Below are 15,827 nucleotides of genomic sequence, written 5' to 3' on the forward strand. Positions count from 1 at the left end.
CACAAAAGAAAATTTCCCTTTGTGCTTTTAATATTTTTAAATTATTTATTCTTAAGGAAATTTATAAACGATAGCATTGATGTTCATTCCGGCACCTACCGAAGTCATAACAACGTTACCTTTTTCTTTAAACGAATGACCAGCCATTTTTCCTTTAATTATTAAATCATACATGGTAGGAATGGTTGCTACAGACGAATTTCCAAACTCCTGAATGGTCATCGGAGAGATAGTATGATCATAATCTTTTACATCATAAAGCTTGTGAAGTCTTTCGATCATAGCATAATCCATTTTTGCATTAGCCTGGTGGATTAATATTTTGTCGATATCCTCAATAGAAAGCCCAGCGTCATCAATAGTTTCTTTGATGGCTGTCGGAACATTTTTTAATGCGTACTCATAGATCTTTCTGCCTTGCATTCTTACAAATAAACGGGTTTGATCAGAGTCTTTATTGATCGAAGGTCCGTTGGCAAGGTAGTTCAATTCAATTCCATTATCGCAAATTGTATTGTGTGCAATAATTCCTACATTTTCCTCATCTGTAGCTCTTACTACTACAGCTCCGGCTCCGTCTGCAAAAATCATTCTGTTTCGGTCGTGTGGATCTGTAACACGGCTTAAAGTTTCCGCACCGATTACTAAAATAGTTTTTGCTGCTTTGGCTTTGATCAGATTATCTGCTAAGATCATTGCTTCCACCCATCCAGGACATCCGAAAAGCATGTCATAGGTTACACATTTTCTGTTCGTAATACCCAGTTTATTCTTTACTCTGGCAGCCATTGTAGGCATGAAATCAGCGTATCCGTTTACAGTAACTTCTCCAAAATTACTGGCGTAAATAATATAATCCAGTTCTTCACCGTCAATTTTAGCATCTGCAATGGCTAGCTTTGCAGCTTCGTAACCTATTTGTGAGTTTGAAAGATCTTCGTCAATGAATCTTCTGTTTTCTATTTCTGTAATTTCTACAAACTTGGCAATCGTTTCTTCAGTAGGCTTGTCAATCTTTACCCCGTCTTCTGTATAGAATTCTGAACCTAGAAAAAAGTCTCTCCCGATAATCCTTTTAGGAAGGTAAGATCCAGAACCAATAATGATCGTATTCGGCATTCGTTTAAATGATTTTTTAAAAACGCAAAGTTAATAATTAATCTTAATAAGAAAGAATTAAAAATATTATTAAATTTGCAAAAATTGTACTTTACAGTCTATGAAAAATAATCCATCCTTAAAAGGCTTACTTATTGCTGTTGTGGCGTTTATCATTGCCTTTGGGATTTATTTCCTTTTTTTAGCTAAGAAAAATTATTACTTAGTAGACAACCCCACTCCCAATACCTATTACTATAGAATTAATAACGGTTCTGAAGGAATTATTTCAGCAGGACAGTCGGTGAAGGTTGATTTGAATAAAGGAAAAAATTCTATTAAAGTTTTCGATCAGAATAAAAAAATACTTTACGATTCTGCCTTTGAAGTAAATAAAATTCGCGGGTTATTGAACATCGCTCACCAGGATTATTATATTAACCGCCAATATTATGGATACAATCTTAAAAAAGATTCATTACTTTTGGAGCTTAATAAAACCGTAATAGACGGAAAAGAATATCTGGGCGGGGCAAAGCATTTCAATAAACTGTTTACTGATGATTTTTATTATAATGTAGATGAGGATTATGATAAGATCATTAAAAATATTGACAAAGTAGAATCCCGTTCAAAGATTTTCAGAAAGCAAGATTACCTTAATTACTATAAAGAATATTACAAGTTTTGACAAAAGATATCAACCAAGTAACTCCCTACAATTCTGATGCTACAAAAAAAAGCCAGGTAGAGGATATGTTCGACAATATTGCACCCAAGTATGATCTTTTAAACCGTGTTTTATCAATGAAGATTGATATCATATGGAGAAATAAATTGGTCAAATGGATGAAAAATGACAACCCTCAGGAAGTGCTGGATGTGGCTACAGGAACGGGGGATCTGGCCATTACAATTGAAAAAGGAACCAATGCAAAAGTAGTTGGTTTGGATTTATCGCAACAAATGTTAAATGTTGGCGTTATTAAAATAAAAAAACTTAAATTAGACGGCAAAATTTCCATGCAGAAGGGGGATGCAGAAAATTTACCCTTCGAGGACAATAGATTCGACTCTGTTTCCGTTGCATTTGGAGTGAGGAATTTTGAAAACCTTACAAAAGGTTTAGCAGAGTTAAGAAGAGTAGTAAAAGATAACAAAAGTGTTTTTATACTTGAGTTTTCAAAGGTTGAGGGGTTCTTGGGGCCATTTTATATGTTTTATTTTAAAAATATATTACCTGCCATAGGGAAATTGGTTTCTAAAGATAATAGGGCATACACATACCTTCCGGATTCTGTAAATGCTTTTCCTTACGGGGAGAAGATGAGACAAATTCTTTTAGATACAGGATTTAAGAAAGTAGAATATAAAAAACTAAGTTTAGGTATAGCCACAATTTATAAAGCAACAAAGTAACCTATGAATAAATTTTTATTAAAAGCACTGGTGTTAGCCTCAGTAAATATTGCAATCTTTGCGGATGCGCAATTTAGAACCCGAAACAGAATGGATAAGTTGGAGGAATTTGATCAACAAGTCTTCAGTTGGGGTTTTTATCTGAATGGCAATATACTGGACTACCGTATCGTATTAAACCCAAGATATGGTATGAATGGGAATCAAAATCTTGTTACATCTAAGAGCAGTACAAGCTTCGGAGCCGGATTAATCGGTAAATGGAGATTGAATGACTATTTAGATTTAAGAGCAGAACCAGGCTTGCAATTTGCTCAAAGGGAACTTACTTTCAACACGCAGTCTAATGACCAGTATGCAGCTGGTACTTTAACAAACGCTCCTTTTACTCCATTTCCTTTAACGGAAAAAGATAAAGTAAGACAGGTAAAATCAACATTGGTGGATATTCCGGTCATGCTTGAGCTTCACGGACAGAGATGGTACAATTCCAGACCCTATGTCGCTGCAGGGGTAAATTATATCGTGAATCTTCAATCCAACTCTACTTCCACTGATGATAACCTTCAGCAGGTTTTCAGATCCACTACACATAACTTTGCGTGGTCTGCGGAGATGGGAATCCAGTTTTACTTTAATAAGTTTAAACTGACTCCGGCCATCAGAGGTACGTTCATTATGAACAACGAAGTTGTTGCGGATAACGCAAACACTCCTCCTTACTGGGCAGCTGCAATGTCTACTTTACAGACAAGAGCCATCATGTTTGTATTGAAATTTGAATAAGAAAAGACTTAAAATATAAAAAGGAGATGCGAAAGCATCTCCTTTTTTGTTCATCATATCAAAATATAGAGACTTTTATTTTTGTTAATGTCAATATTTTTATATTTTTGCTAACAGTTAGAATATATAAAACCTGGAATGCTTCAAGATTTAGAGAATAATTTTTCAGAGCTGGAAAAAAAGATTTTGAATTTACATAAAAACTATCAGAATCTTACTGAGAAATTTACGGAATTGAATACAGAGCATGAAGAATTGAAGAAGAAATATGATGAGGAAAGAAAAAAAAGTCAGGTATTAGCAGAAGAACAAAAAAAGATAAAACTTTATTCAGCAATATCAGGAAATCCCGAACATAATAGATTAATGAAAAACCATATCAATCGATTAGTAAAGGAAATTGATTTCTGTATTGCTCAGCTTCAAAACAGTGGATTATAATGGAGGTAAGGAGAATAACCATCAACATTGCAGGAAGAGTGTATCCGCTGAACGTACCGGCCGCAGAGGAAGAGACTTTGCGTAAAGTAGGGAAGCAGATTGAAAGTATGATTAAAGATTTTGAACAAAACTTCGATGTAAGAGATAAACAGGATGCTTTGGCCATGTGTGCCCTTAAATTAGGAACCAATGCTGAAGTAGTATCACTTAACTACGAAAAAAACATAAATTCAACCAACGAAAGATTAGTAAAGATTAATCAGACGTTGAATGAAATTGGGAAATAGATTTTTTTTCCTGAAACAACTGCCTACAATAGTTCTAACACATTAAAGGTAAACTCAACGCTAAACAATTACCGAACAAATGTCCATCGAATGGCGTGCCGGTTCTCCGGATTACAGACAGTGGAAATCAGTTCAAATCGTGTTGATTAGGAGTTTACTCTATATCACTGGATTATTGTAGGCTTTTTTTATTTAAATGATTAAAGACAATTAAAACTCAATATATATGACAACAGCCATTATAGTCGGCGTTATTTGCTTGGTAGTTGGTGCGGTTATAGGGATTCTTTTCTCTAAGAGCTCACTCAATGCCAAGGCAAAATTTATTATAGATGATGCAAAGAAAAATGCTGAAAACCTTATAGAAAAAGCTAACGTACAAGCCGAATCCATAAAAAAAGAAAAGAACCTTCAAGCTAAAGAGAAATTCCTTGAATTAAAATCTCAGCACGATGCCGATATCCAGGCCCGTGAAAAGAAAATACAGGAGATTGAGAAAAGAACAAAAGATAAGGAACATAAGCTGAATGATGAGCTTAGTAAGACCGGAAAGCTTGAAAAGGATCTGGATAAGCAGATTGCAGATTATGCAAAGAAGAACGAAATTTTAGAAAGAAAACAACAGGAATTGGATTCTGTGACTTCTAAAAAAGTTGAAATTCTTGAAAAGATATCTAACTATACGGCAGAAGAAGCAAAAGCTGAATTGGTAGAATCCATGAAAGCAGAAGCTAAAACCAGAGCTCAGGCGCATGTTCAGAGCATCATGGAAGAAGCCCAGCTTAATGCCAAGAGTGAAGCCAGAAAAATCGTAATTCAAACGATTCAAAGAATCGGGACAGAGCAGGCTATCGAAAACTCAGTATCGGTTTTCAATATCGAATCTGATGAAGTAAAAGGTAGAATTATTGGTAGAGAGGGTAGAAATATCCGTGCACTGGAAGCGGTAACAGGAGTAGAGATTATCGTAGATGATACCCCGGAAGCTATTCTTCTTTCATGTTTTGACCCTGTAAGAAGAGAGATTGCAAGATTATCACTTCACAGATTGGTTACAGATGGAAGAATCCACCCTGCAAGAATTGAAGAAGTTGTTGAAAAAACGAGAAAACAAATCGAAGAAGAAATCATTGAGGTTGGTAAAAGAACCATCATAGATTTAGGAATTCACGGATTACACCCTGAATTGATTAAGATCGTAGGTAGAATGAAATACCGTTCTTCTTACGGACAAAACTTATTACAGCACTCCAGAGAAGTAGCCAATATTGCTGCAACCATGGCTGCTGAACTTGGATTAAATGTGAAACTGGCAAAAAGAGCAGGTCTTTTACATGATATCGGTAAGGTTCCTGAACAGGAATCTGAACTTCCTCACGCATTGTTAGGTATGCAATGGGCTGAGAAATATGGAGAAAATCCTGAGGTAATCAATGCTATTGGAGCTCACCACGACGAAGTTGAAATGACTTCCCTGTTGTCTCCAATTATCCAGGTTGCCGATGCTATTTCCGGAGCAAGACCGGGGGCAAGACGTCAGGTATTGGAGTCTTATATTCAGAGACTGAAAGATCTTGAATCGGCAGCATTAAGCTTTGATGGAGTATCAAGTGCTTACGCGATTCAGGCAGGTAGAGAGTTGAGAGTAATGGTAGAAAGCGGAAAAGTGAATGACGAAATTGCTTCTCAGTTGTCTTACGATATCTCTGAAAAGATCCAGAACGAATTAACATATCCCGGACAGGTAAAAGTAACAGTAATCAGAGAGACGAGAGCTGTGAATATTGCGAGATAATAATTTAACAAAGATATTCTGTAAAAACCTTTCAAGAAATTGAAAGGTTTTTTATTTTTATCAAAATTTAAAAATGCAAGAACTATCCATGTCTTCAAAGCTGAAGTACATTTTCTCCATTCCGGTAATTATTTCTGCTCTCGGTTATTTCGTAGATATTTATGACCTTCTTTTATTCGGTATTGTAAGGATTCCCAGTTTAAAAGCTTTAGGCCTCAATCCTGATGTGGATGGTACCTTCATTTTGAATTGCCAGATGACCGGCTTATTGATTGGTGGGGTTTTCTGGGGTATTTTTGGAGATAAAAAAGGCCGGCTATCCGTATTATTCGGTTCTATTCTTGTATATTCCCTCGCAAACATAGCCTGTGGATTCCTTCCTTACTTTCCTAAAGAGCATTTGGTGTACCAATATGCGGGTTTAAGGTTTATAGCAGGTATTGGGTTAGCCGGAGAGCTTGGAGCCGGAATAACCCTTGTTTCTGAAAGCCTCCCAAAAAGTTTACGGGCAATAGGGACATCGGTAGTGGCAGGTTTTGGATTAATGGGTGCGGTAGTGGCTCAGCTAACTGTTGAACTCGCCGGAAGCTGGAATATTTCTTACATTATCGGAGGTGTTCTGGGTATTATGCTGCTATTTTTAAGGATAAGCGTTTCAGAATCGGGAATTTATAAGAATATTGAGCATCAGACGAATGTTTCAAAAGGCAATTTTCTTTCCTTTTTTACCAATAAAGATCGTTTCATCAGGTATATGAAATGTATAGCTGTCGGACTTCCAACCTGGTATTGTATAGGTATTCTTGCTGTGTTAGCCAATCAGTTTGCTCCGGAAATGGGTATTAAGGAGATCAATCCCGGAAAAGCTATTATGTGGGGATACGTTGGAATATCTATCGGGGATTTGATGAGTGGATTTATTTCGCATCTTTTAAAATCCAGGAAAATGGCTATTTTTTATATGCTGGCATTTACGCTGGTAGGTGTTGCAATTATGCTTTTCGGTAATACCAATACCGAAACCAAATATTACATTTTCTGTGTCTGGCTAGGGCTGGGAACAGGATATTGGGCCATGTTCGTTACCCTGGCTGCCGAACAGTTCGGGACCAATATTAGGAATACGGCAACGACTACTGTTCCTAATATGGTAAGGGGATTGGTGCCTGTAATGATTCTGGCTTTTGACTTACTTAAGCATAATTTTACCGTTATCATAAGTGCCGCTATTGTTGGAGTAATCGTTTTCGGACTGGCATTTTATTCATCAATTACGATTTCCGAAACTCATAACAAAGACCTTGAATTTACAGAATAACAGCAGGTGTTTAATAAATTGTAAAAGTATTTTTTGCTTTAAAAAATTAATAACTGTTTTTATATAAATAAATTATGAATTTTTTTCGTAAACTATGCTTTGAATATTAATTATTTGTTTAAATTTGAAATCATTAAACTATATTGTTCAATCTCAAAATCAAATCACATGGTAAACAACATTTTTAAAAACGCTAAGAAATTAAACAAAGGAGAACTTAAAAACATCGTAGGGGGTGTAAACGTGAATCCTGATTTATCTCTATGCGGATGCAGCTGTTCAGGTTCTGTAACTGGTCCTAAATACTGCATTCAGTACATTGCTTGCCCACAGGTATATACTTGTGACCAGTCGGCAATTTAATTACGAATTATTTCAGTTAGAAATAAACATTTCCACATTTAATACGCAAAAGCCTTTTGGGGATCCAAAGGGCTTTTGTCTTTTTAATGGATAATATACAACAAAGCTCCCGTACTTATAGAAATCCATAGGATGACCGCTATAGCCAGTGGCCTAAAACCAATTGTTTTTAAGGTTTGCAGAGAAAGGGTGGATCCAATAAGGAATAAAGTTAAGTTTAATCCTGATTTTGAAACTGCGGTAATGATCTCGCTGAAATGAGCAAACAAGGGTATATAGGTATTTAATAAGATTGCAAAAACAAAATATCCGATAAACCACGGAACTTTAATCTTCGATTCTTTATTTTTAAAGATCAACATGGTAATAAGAGAAACCGGAATAATCCATAAAGCACGGGCAAGCTTCACAGTAGTGGCTGTTTTTAATGCTTCATCCCCAAACTTGCCTGCAGCTCCCACAACGGAACTGGTATCATGAATACCGATCGCACACCATAACCCGAATTGCTCCTGGGAAAGGTGTAATGCATGACCAATAACAGGGTAAACAAATAATGCAATGGAGTTTAAAGTAAAAATGATTGCAAGAGCAAGAGAAATCTGTTTGGTGCTGGGTTTAATGATGGGAGAGGTGGCCGCTATGGCACTGCCTCCACAGATAGCGGTACCAACAGAAACCAGATATGACAATTTTTTTTCCAGCTTACATACTTTACCTAAAAAATACCCCAGGATCATTACTGTTGCAATGCTCACAACGGTTAATATAAAACCCGTTTTACCAGCCTGTAAAGCTTCGTTAAGTTTTAATCCGAAACCCAACCCTACAATGGATATCTGAAGCAGTAAGTGAATATACCGATGGAGATATTTCTCAAAAGGATTTCCTAAAAGGACAGCGAGTAGAAATCCTAAAGCAAGAGCGATGGGAGATGAAATCCACGGTGTAAGCGTAATGACTGCTAATGTAAGGAAAATGATTTTCTTTGTTTTTTCGTTGTGGATAAAACGATTCATATTATAGATTCTTGAATTCATTCTTCAAAATTCTACAATTAATTATTACAATGTAAATTGTATTTTGTTATACCGGATAACTTTTAGTTATAATTTATAAATTTTAAGAAAAGTTGAATAAGGGCAGATTGCTCTCCTTTCGGAAGGATATAATGGAAGTTTCGTTCAATACTGAAATTTTTAATATCAATAATCGTCAGAGTATTATTTTTCAGCTCATTTAAGACAGTGCTCACGGAAAGAAATGCCAGACATTCGGAATGAAGGAGGTAGTTTTTTATACTTTCGCTGCTTCCCAATTGCATAACAATATTGAGATTTCCTAGGTCAATGCCTTTCTCTTTTAATCGACTCTGGATAAACTCCTGTGTTCCCGAGCCTTGCTCCCGGAAGATCAGGTCTGTATTGTATAAATCTTTCAATTGCAGTGTCTTGTTCATAAGAGGGTGGTCGGATTTTGCAACAAGTACAATTTCATCGGGTTTAAAAATTTTATAATCAAAATAAGAAGATTGGGATTCGCCTTCAATGATTCCCAAGTCAATTTTACCCTCTTTTAATAATGTTGATATAGCTTCTGTATTGTAAGTAAGCAGTTCAATCTTAATATCCCGGTAATACGAGTGAAATTTTGCGAGGATCTCAGGAAGGATATATTGTGCAACAGTAGTACTTGCGCCAATAATCAGTTTGCCCCTGTGTTCAGAATTCAGCTGATAAATTTCAAACTCCAGATCCCTGTACATATTGCGGATCTTTTCTGCATATTCGTAAAGTATGACTCCACTACCAGTAAGCTGGATAGATGTACCTTTCCTGTTAAACAGCCTGGTGTTAAGCTGGCTCTCTACTTCCTTGATATGTTTGGTGACCGCCGGTTGAGAGATATTCAACTCCTCAGAGGCTTTTGTAAAGCTCAGTCTTGAAGCAACCGTGTGAAAAACTTTAAGTCTGTAGTCAAACATGTTGTAAAAACAATTAAGACACAAACTTAGTTAAATTGTATGTAAGAATACCTTAAAATTCAGAGATCTGAAAAACTTTTATCCTGGTCGCTCTCGTATCTGCGATGTTTAGCTTGTCCTATTCTTTGTCGCTTGTAAATGCTGTTTCTGCCCGATAATAAATAAGAAACAACACAAGCTATGGCAACATAAATTCCGGATTCAGCTCCAAAAAGCTCGATCCCCATCAACATACACGCAAGGGGAGTATTGGTTGCTCCCGCAAAAACTGCCACAAAACCCATTCCTGCCAAAAGCCCGAAAGGAAGAGGGATAAACAGGGATAAAGCACTTCCCAATGTTGCTCCGATAAAAAATAACGGAGTTACTTCACCGCCTTTGAATCCTGCGGATAATGTTATGATCGTAAAAATCATTTTTAAGGCAAAATCATAAAAAGGCAGCTGATTTTCGAATGATTCCACAATTGTGGGGATTCCCAGACCGACATACCGTGTCGTTCCCATTGTAAATACAGCAATAGCAACAATACCACCACCCACAATAGGCCGGAATGGGGGAAACGTGATCTTAGATTTGAATATTCTTCCTGCCCAATGTATCATTTTACTGAATGCTGCTGCACACAGACCAAAAGCAACACCGGCCAGAATACTGTAAAGAATAGGTAAAAACTCAGGTTTTGGGACGAAATCAATATGATAATGGGTATGTTTTACATTCCACAGATCGGTTGCCCAGTTTGCAATAATAGCAGACGCAAATGCAGGAAAAATGGCATTATAACGGATCCTTCCGATGAGAAAAACTTCAAGACCGAATACCGCTCCGGCTAGCGGTGTTCCAAAAACAGAACCGAAACCAGCAGCTATGGCAGCAATAATTAAAATTTTCCTTTCGGTTTTATCCAGTCTGAATGGTTTACTGATTTGGTCTGAAATTGCTCCTGCCATTTGTATTGCTGTTCCTTCCCGGCCTGCAGAACCTCCGAAAAAATGAGTAACTATAGTACCCAGATAAACAAAAGGAGCCATTTTAAAAGGAATGGTTTCCTGAGGCTCATGAATGGTATCGATCAGTAAATTATTACCGGCTTCGATGTCCTTTCCATAGTAATGATATAGCAGCCCTATTAAAAAACCGGCCACCGGAAGAAGAGTAATCAACCAGATATGGTTCTCTCTGAAACGGGTAGCCCATTCAAGGGACTGCAAAAACCCGGCTGAGGCACTTCCGACCAGAATCCCGATGATCGAGCTGATGCAAAGCCATTTTACAATATATGGGAAAGCAGGGAATTTTCTAAAGAAAAATCTTGAATGAAATACTATTTTTTTACTTACTGTTCGGGAATTTTTAGACATAATAATCCTGATTAATTTTGGTTGATAATCTATTAATCAGGCGTCATCAGCTTACGTAAAGCGGTTGGGTAAGGAAGAACACCATTTCCTTTTGAGCTACAAAGATAAATATTATTTATTAATTTTATAATGCATTGCTTTATCAATCTCAATAGGATTATTATACTTTCTTATTACCTCCTGCATGCTTTTGGTTTGTGTATTCAGCTCATCTACATTGCGGATTTCCTTTCCGTTGATATTGATATTAAGATCAGTTGCTGTTTTGCTGATGGTATTTCTTTCAAAAGCAAAAGGGTCATTATAAAACTCCAGCAATAATTTTTGCTTTTGCTTTTCATTGATGGGGATTGCTTTGTTGCCAAAATTAGACTCCAGAAAATCTTCAGTGGATGGTGTTACGGTTAATGTTTCGCTTTTTAGAAGATGATAGATGAAATTTTTATTTGAATCGGATAATTCAAAAATTAACCCCGGTAGACCACGAAATTTAAAAGGTCCTTCATTAAATGGAATATCCTTACAAAACCATGCAGTCCAGCTTCTTCCTCCAAAATCGGCAGTTGCTTTTTGCAAGGTGTAATGTTCTACTTTTTTCACTTCGTCAGAGATCATCCAGTTGATTTTGTCCGTAGTCCTGAATGAATAATATCCTGCTTTTATATTAATGAAATTTTCATGATCAAAGGAGTTGACTTTTCTTTTTACAACCTGTCCGGACATATCCGTATAGCTGGAGTTCATTCCGAACTTTTTATTTAAAGAATCAGTAGACATTAGGTTTTGTCCGTAGAACTTAACTTCTTTTGGGGTAATATCCAGGATCATATTCTGCTTTTCATAACCGGATTCAGTGGAGTCCATTTTATATTTGAGCTCATAAATGAACCTATGGGTCTGGGACTGAACAAAAGTAATAATTAACAGGGCAGATAATGTAAAAATAATTTTCATGATATCTATAAATTTCTATTCCTTAACTATAAATTGTTGGTCCTCTTTATGATTAATGAATTGCTGCCTTCTCTTATAAAAAAGGCTTCATTTCATCCTCAATCTGGGTCCTTAATTCCATAAGTCTTTTTGCATACTGCTCCTGCTGCTTTTCTTCTTCAGTCTCAGGAACCCATTTAGGAACAGGCAGCTTTTTGCCATTTTCATCCACGGCTACAAAAACAATGATGCAATGTGTCTTTTTGTCAAAATTAGGTTGCTTGAGGTTTCTCGAAAATACATTGATCGAAATGTGCATGCTGGAGGTTCCGGTATAAATAACCTGAGCTTCAACCTTCACAATTTCCCCGATTTTAATGGGTTCATAAAAACGAATTCCCCCTACGTAAACCGTTACAGAATAATTTCCGCTCCAGGTAGTGGCACAGGCATAGCCGGCCTGGTCTATCCATTTCATCACGCTTCCCCCGTGAACATTTCCTCCATAATTAACATCCGATGGTTCCGAGATAAACTGAAACGTAATTGGCTTGTTCTGCATTGTATAAAATTTGAATAAAGATATTTAATAATTTTCAAAATCCTGAATTAAATCATAATTTTGAAGGGTTAAAGCTTATCATAAGCTTTTTTAGGATCATAAAAATCATAATAGAGATGAAAAAAGTATTCCACCTGAATACCTGCGATACCTGCAGAAAGATATTGGCACAGTTTGATCTTACAGACTGGGAACTCCGAGAAATTAAGAAAGAGCCGGTTACAGAAGAAGAGCTTGCTGAGATGTACAAAAGGACTCAATCGTACGAAGCATTGTTTAGCAAAAAGTCTACACAGATTAAATTACGGGGACTGGATGTAAAATCATTAAAAGAAAAGGATTTTAAAAATTTATTACTGGATCATTATACCTTTTTGAAACGACCTGTTTTCGTAACGGATAAGGAAATTTTTGTGGGAAATGATAAAAACAATATTGAGAATTTAAAAACGTTCTTTGATGCCGATTAATTTCTGAAAATAAGATCATACAAATTTAAAACTTCGATTTGTAAAGGATTATTTTTCTGATTCGAAATATTTCACTCAATTAAATACATGTACGATTTTGAATATCCGGTATTGTTTACCGGATATTTGCTTCTCAGTAGAATTTGATAAAAAAATGATTTTTAGATTTTTTTGTATGTTAGCTGGTGATGAAAAAACTCCCTGATTCTCTTAATTCCCAAATTCCCTAAACAGGATCTGTGAAATTTTTCATCTATAATTTATAAACACAAAAAATAAAACAAATTATGATGGAAAAAGATTTTAATCCTGTAATAAAAGCTGTCCAGAACCTAAGAAAATTAAGCACTGATATTACCCTTACCCATAAGGAGATTGTGGAGGGCAATGATGGCATCATAAAAAAGATTGATGAAGCTGGAGAACTTATTGTTTTGTTTAATGATTGCATCATTATCAATTTATGGCTGAACGAAAAAGCTAAGCTGCTTGAAAATATCATTGTATTGCTTGGAATACTTAGGAGTATCGAAGACAAATTCATAAATAAGGACCGCTCCAACCTGCTTGAAATAAGACAAGCTTACAACCATTATAAAGATGTTGTAATTAACATTCTGATAGAAATGCAAAATGTAGGAAACAGTATTTTTACAGCAGAAAACCTTCAAAAATGGGACAGCATCTGGGAGATTATTTCAAAGAATCTGAACCGGATTCTTTCCACATCTGAATCTTATAAATTAAAACTAACCCTCATGGAAAACCTTGAACCGGATGAAATTGATGCTTTAACATTAGATATCCTGAAATATATTCCATGGAGTTACCCGGATTCGGAAGATCAAAATTATGAAAGACAATATGCGGAGGCTTACGATGAATTAAATCAATCCCTGTCTGAGAAAAAGAATGTATGGAATAAAGTTCTTAGTGTTTTGGCTGGTGGTATGGACGAGACATCAGCACATCGCTTGTCAATTAAAAGATAAATGTTGAGTGATTGGTTTAATATAGCCAAAATTAAGGCGTGGTTTTGTTCTATGTGATTTTACTTCAGGTATTTATGTGATTTATTTTTCTTCAGATATCGTTTCTATATGTCGGAAAAATTCTATATTTGATGATACCAAAAATATTATTATGTTAAAAAATGTTCACAAAATCAAAAGCCTAAACAGGGGAGACCTTAGAGAAATCAAAGGAGGAATCGGACCTGTTGTAAATTGCAATTTTTTATGCGGTGGTGCCGGTGGAGTAGTTTCCAATAATCCGGGAATGGGTGATGTATGTACCCCGGATCGGAAATTATGCTGTATCTGCTATTAAACTAAAAGAGACTGTATCCTACACAGTCTTTTTTTATTGTGGAAAAGCAAATTATTTTAACAATATTTGTATTCTGTTTTACCTTTGTATCATGAAATATATTTTCGTTCTGTTAAGTTGCGTTTTTTGTCATCTTCATGCTCAGCATAAGATTGATTTAGATAAAAAGATTACCAAAGAACTGGATACTTTACATTATCTTAAAACAAATTTTGAACTTAAGAAATCCGAATATAGAGGAAAACCCTTTTCTTATTTATTGAGCAAAATGACCAGAATATACCCACGAACTGTTTGGAACACCCCGGATATAAAAGATAGTACCATTGTTGAGCGGTCTTTGTTTCGGTTTTATGATATCAATTATCCGATTTTAAATGAAACCAAAATGCTCATTATCTGGCAAACAGGATTTTCTTACAGAACTACTGACGCTTATAGCAGAAGAAATAAATATTACTTTACCAATGCGGAAAAGAAATTGTATGGAAGTATGATCATCAAGGATATTTTGGTTTACCGATAACAAAAACCCCAATAAAAAAATAAAACCGTAGGAACTCCTACGGTTTTTATTTTAATAAAATATTCCTTTCTATACAAAAGGTGCCTTCACAACTTTTGCAGGGATATTTTTATTTCTTACCTGGATGAAGATATCCGATCCTAATTTAAAATGAGGTTTAGCAACATAACCCAGTCCTAAACCAATCTTTTTCATAGGAGATTGTGTTCCTGAAGTTACTTTTCCGATTACATTTCCTTCCGCATCCACTACAGGATAATCATGTCTAGGAACCCCTTTGTCCTGAAGTTCAAAAGCAACCAGTTTTCTTGTTACTCCTTCTTCTTTTTGTTTGGCAAAGGTTTCTTTAGAAAGGAAATCTTTATCGAATTTTGTGATCCATCCTAAACCGGCTTCAATAGGAGAAGTTGTATCATCGATATCATTTCCGTAAAGACAGAATCCTTTTTCAAGTCGCAAAGTATCTCTGGCAGCAAGTCCACAAGGAATAATACCCTCTGTTTCTCCTGCTTTTATGATCTCATCCCATAGTTTTACGGCATCTTCATTTTTAAAATAAATTTCAAATCCTCCGCTGCCAGTATAACCCGTATTTGAAATAATGACATCGTTTACTCCTGCTACAGCCCCTACTGTGAAGTGATAGTAAGGAATTTCAGACAAGTTAACGTCAGTAAGCTTTTGAAGGATTGCTGTTGCATTCGGTCCCTGAATTGCCAAAAGTGACATTTCATCGGAAGCGTTGGTCATTTTAGCTCCGAAAGTGTTGTATTTTGAAATATGATTCCAGTCCTTTTCAATATTTGAAGCATTAACTACTACAAAATATTTTTCATCATCCATCTGATACACGATAAGGTCATCTACGATACCGCCATTCTCATTAGGAAGACAAGAATATTGGGCTTTTCCTTTTTCCAGTGCATTTACATTATTTGTCGTAACGAATTGCAAAAGCTCTTTAGAACCAGGACCCTCAATGAAAAATTGTCCCATGTGAGAAACATCGAATATTCCCGCGTTTTCTCTCACTGCAAAATGTTCTTCCGTAACTCCGGAATATTGTACAGGCATTTCGAAGCCTGCGAAAGGTACTATTTTCGCTCCTAAAGAAACGTGTTTGTCGTACAAGGCTGTTTTCTTCATATTTAT

Annotated in this window: 19 protein-coding genes and 1 riboswitch; of the genes, 12 read left to right on the top strand and 7 right to left on the bottom strand. The window is 35.9% G+C overall.

Features of this window, described 5'->3' with window-relative positions; translation table 11 throughout:
• Positions 1–51 precede the first annotated feature (51 nt).
• Complete coding sequence (locus PFY10_21635; protein ID WBV56788.1) at positions 52–1,119, bottom strand: ketoacyl-ACP synthase III; 1,068 nt, start codon at positions 1,117–1,119, stop codon at positions 52–54.
• 100 nt (positions 1,120–1,219) lie between these two features.
• Here PFY10_21635 and PFY10_21640 point away from each other — a divergent pair, with 100 nt between their 5' ends.
• The 8 genes from PFY10_21640 to PFY10_21675 all read left to right on the top strand — a co-directional run bounded on the left by PFY10_21640 (position 1,220) and on the right by PFY10_21675 (position 7,507).
• The gene (locus tag PFY10_21640) at positions 1,220–1,789 is read left to right on the top strand and encodes a hypothetical protein (protein WBV56789.1); all 570 of its coding nucleotides are present in this window, start codon (positions 1,220–1,222) and stop codon (positions 1,787–1,789) included.
• Positions 1,790–1,854: 65 nt separating this feature from the next.
• Complete coding sequence (ubiE, locus tag PFY10_21645; protein WBV58973.1) at positions 1,855–2,517, top strand: bifunctional demethylmenaquinone methyltransferase/2-methoxy-6-polyprenyl-1,4-benzoquinol methylase UbiE; 663 nt, start codon at positions 1,855–1,857, stop codon at positions 2,515–2,517.
• Positions 2,518–2,520: 3 nt separating this feature from the next.
• A complete protein-coding gene (locus PFY10_21650; GenBank protein WBV56790.1) occupies positions 2,521–3,303 on the top strand; it encodes a porin family protein in 783 nt (260 codons plus the stop codon).
• 138 nt (positions 3,304–3,441) lie between these two features.
• Positions 3,442–3,744 (top strand): hypothetical protein, encoded by a 303-nt coding sequence (locus PFY10_21655; GenBank protein ID WBV56791.1) that lies wholly within the window; start codon positions 3,442–3,444, stop codon positions 3,742–3,744.
• Positions 3,744–4,031, top strand: a complete 288-nt coding sequence (locus tag PFY10_21660) for a cell division protein ZapA (GenBank protein ID WBV56792.1) — start codon at positions 3,744–3,746, stop codon at positions 4,029–4,031. Before PFY10_21655 ends, PFY10_21660 begins: the two co-directional genes overlap by 1 nt.
• 226 nt (positions 4,032–4,257) lie before the next feature.
• A complete protein-coding gene (rny, locus tag PFY10_21665) occupies positions 4,258–5,826 on the top strand; it encodes a ribonuclease Y (protein WBV56793.1) in 1,569 nt (522 codons plus the stop codon).
• Positions 5,827–5,899: 73 nt separating this feature from the next.
• Positions 5,900–7,144, top strand: coding sequence for an MFS transporter (locus PFY10_21670; protein ID WBV56794.1), 1,245 nt, complete (start codon positions 5,900–5,902; stop codon positions 7,142–7,144).
• A gap of 168 nt (positions 7,145–7,312) precedes the next feature.
• Positions 7,313–7,507: a hypothetical protein gene (locus PFY10_21675; protein WBV56795.1), complete on the top strand. Its 195-nt coding sequence runs from the start codon at positions 7,313–7,315 to the stop codon at positions 7,505–7,507.
• A gap of 83 nt (positions 7,508–7,590) precedes the next feature.
• On the opposite strand, the gene PFY10_21680 is transcribed toward PFY10_21675, so the two are convergent.
• The 5 genes from PFY10_21680 to PFY10_21700 all read right to left on the bottom strand — a co-directional run bounded on the left by PFY10_21680 (position 7,591) and on the right by PFY10_21700 (position 12,350).
• Positions 7,591–8,547 (bottom strand): putative sulfate exporter family transporter, encoded by a 957-nt coding sequence (locus PFY10_21680; protein ID WBV56796.1) that lies wholly within the window; start codon positions 8,545–8,547, stop codon positions 7,591–7,593.
• Between the two features lie 62 nt (positions 8,548–8,609).
• Positions 8,610–9,491 (bottom strand): LysR family transcriptional regulator, encoded by an 882-nt coding sequence (locus PFY10_21685; GenBank protein ID WBV56797.1) that lies wholly within the window; start codon positions 9,489–9,491, stop codon positions 8,610–8,612.
• A 59-nt stretch (positions 9,492–9,550) separates the two neighbouring features.
• Complete coding sequence (locus PFY10_21690) at positions 9,551–10,855, bottom strand: voltage-gated chloride channel family protein (protein ID WBV56798.1); 1,305 nt, start codon at positions 10,853–10,855, stop codon at positions 9,551–9,553.
• 30 nt (positions 10,856–10,885) lie between these two features.
• A riboswitch (Fluoride riboswitch) is annotated at positions 10,886–10,953 on the bottom strand.
• Positions 10,954–10,966: 13 nt separating this feature from the next.
• Positions 10,967–11,809: a GLPGLI family protein gene (locus PFY10_21695; GenBank protein WBV56799.1), complete on the bottom strand. Its 843-nt coding sequence runs from the start codon at positions 11,807–11,809 to the stop codon at positions 10,967–10,969.
• A gap of 73 nt (positions 11,810–11,882) precedes the next feature.
• On the bottom strand, positions 11,883–12,350 hold the full coding sequence (locus PFY10_21700) for an acyl-CoA thioesterase (GenBank protein ID WBV56800.1): 468 nt from the start codon (positions 12,348–12,350) through the stop codon (positions 11,883–11,885).
• Between the two features lie 116 nt (positions 12,351–12,466).
• Between PFY10_21700 and PFY10_21705 the strand changes: the two genes are divergently transcribed.
• From PFY10_21705 to PFY10_21720, 4 genes are all read left to right on the top strand, one after another.
• Positions 12,467–12,820: an arsenate reductase family protein gene (locus PFY10_21705; protein ID WBV56801.1), complete on the top strand. Its 354-nt coding sequence runs from the start codon at positions 12,467–12,469 to the stop codon at positions 12,818–12,820.
• Between the two features lie 287 nt (positions 12,821–13,107).
• A complete protein-coding gene (locus tag PFY10_21710) occupies positions 13,108–13,812 on the top strand; it encodes a hypothetical protein (protein ID WBV56802.1) in 705 nt (234 codons plus the stop codon).
• Positions 13,813–13,963: 151 nt separating this feature from the next.
• Positions 13,964–14,149 carry a hypothetical protein gene (locus PFY10_21715; protein ID WBV56803.1) on the top strand — a complete coding sequence of 62 codons (186 nt, stop codon included), beginning with the start codon at positions 13,964–13,966 and terminating at the stop codon, positions 14,147–14,149.
• A 91-nt stretch (positions 14,150–14,240) separates the two neighbouring features.
• Complete coding sequence (locus PFY10_21720; GenBank protein ID WBV56804.1) at positions 14,241–14,675, top strand: hypothetical protein; 435 nt, start codon at positions 14,241–14,243, stop codon at positions 14,673–14,675.
• Positions 14,676–14,744: 69 nt separating this feature from the next.
• Here the strand turns inward: PFY10_21720 and gcvT are convergent, their stop codons facing one another.
• Positions 14,745–15,821 carry a glycine cleavage system aminomethyltransferase GcvT gene (gene gcvT / locus PFY10_21725; GenBank protein WBV56805.1) on the bottom strand — a complete coding sequence of 359 codons (1,077 nt, stop codon included), beginning with the start codon at positions 15,819–15,821 and terminating at the stop codon, positions 14,745–14,747.
• Between the last annotated feature and the right edge of the window lie 6 nt (positions 15,822–15,827).

Source organism: Chryseobacterium daecheongense, from assembly GCA_027920525.1.
In the GTDB taxonomy this organism is placed as follows: domain Bacteria; phylum Bacteroidota; class Bacteroidia; order Flavobacteriales; family Weeksellaceae; genus Chryseobacterium; species Chryseobacterium proteolyticum.

Bases quoted from the DNA above. Each gene is read 5' to 3' on its own strand.
- PFY10_21650 (WBV56790.1), top strand. From the start codon at position 2,521: ATGAATAAATTTTTATTAAAAGCACTGGTGTTAGCCTCAGTAAATATT.
- PFY10_21710 (WBV56802.1), top strand. From the start codon at position 13,108: ATGATGGAAAAAGATTTTAATCCTGTAATAAAAGCTGTCCAGAACCTA.
- PFY10_21655 (WBV56791.1), top strand. From the start codon at position 3,442: ATGCTTCAAGATTTAGAGAATAATTTTTCAGAGCTGGAAAAAAAGATT.
- PFY10_21640 (WBV56789.1), top strand. From the start codon at position 1,220: ATGAAAAATAATCCATCCTTAAAAGGCTTACTTATTGCTGTTGTGGCG.
- PFY10_21700 (WBV56800.1), bottom strand. From the start codon at position 12,350: ATGCAGAACAAGCCAATTACGTTTCAGTTTATCTCGGAACCATCGGAT.
- ubiE (WBV58973.1), top strand. From the start codon at position 1,855: ATGTTCGACAATATTGCACCCAAGTATGATCTTTTAAACCGTGTTTTA.
- PFY10_21715 (WBV56803.1), top strand. From the start codon at position 13,964: ATGTTAAAAAATGTTCACAAAATCAAAAGCCTAAACAGGGGAGACCTT.
- gcvT (WBV56805.1), bottom strand. From the start codon at position 15,821: ATGAAGAAAACAGCCTTGTACGACAAACACGTTTCTTTAGGAGCGAAA.
- PFY10_21695 (WBV56799.1), bottom strand. From the start codon at position 11,809: ATGAAAATTATTTTTACATTATCTGCCCTGTTAATTATTACTTTTGTT.
- PFY10_21670 (WBV56794.1), top strand. From the start codon at position 5,900: ATGCAAGAACTATCCATGTCTTCAAAGCTGAAGTACATTTTCTCCATT.
- PFY10_21720 (WBV56804.1), top strand. From the start codon at position 14,241: ATGAAATATATTTTCGTTCTGTTAAGTTGCGTTTTTTGTCATCTTCAT.
- PFY10_21675 (WBV56795.1), top strand. From the start codon at position 7,313: ATGGTAAACAACATTTTTAAAAACGCTAAGAAATTAAACAAAGGAGAA.
- rny (WBV56793.1), top strand. From the start codon at position 4,258: ATGACAACAGCCATTATAGTCGGCGTTATTTGCTTGGTAGTTGGTGCG.
- PFY10_21685 (WBV56797.1), bottom strand. From the start codon at position 9,491: ATGTTTGACTACAGACTTAAAGTTTTTCACACGGTTGCTTCAAGACTG.
- PFY10_21680 (WBV56796.1), bottom strand. From the start codon at position 8,547: ATGAATTCAAGAATCTATAATATGAATCGTTTTATCCACAACGAAAAA.
- PFY10_21660 (WBV56792.1), top strand. From the start codon at position 3,744: ATGGAGGTAAGGAGAATAACCATCAACATTGCAGGAAGAGTGTATCCG.
- PFY10_21705 (WBV56801.1), top strand. From the start codon at position 12,467: ATGAAAAAAGTATTCCACCTGAATACCTGCGATACCTGCAGAAAGATA.
- PFY10_21635 (WBV56788.1), bottom strand. From the start codon at position 1,119: ATGCCGAATACGATCATTATTGGTTCTGGATCTTACCTTCCTAAAAGG.
- PFY10_21690 (WBV56798.1), bottom strand. From the start codon at position 10,855: ATGTCTAAAAATTCCCGAACAGTAAGTAAAAAAATAGTATTTCATTCA.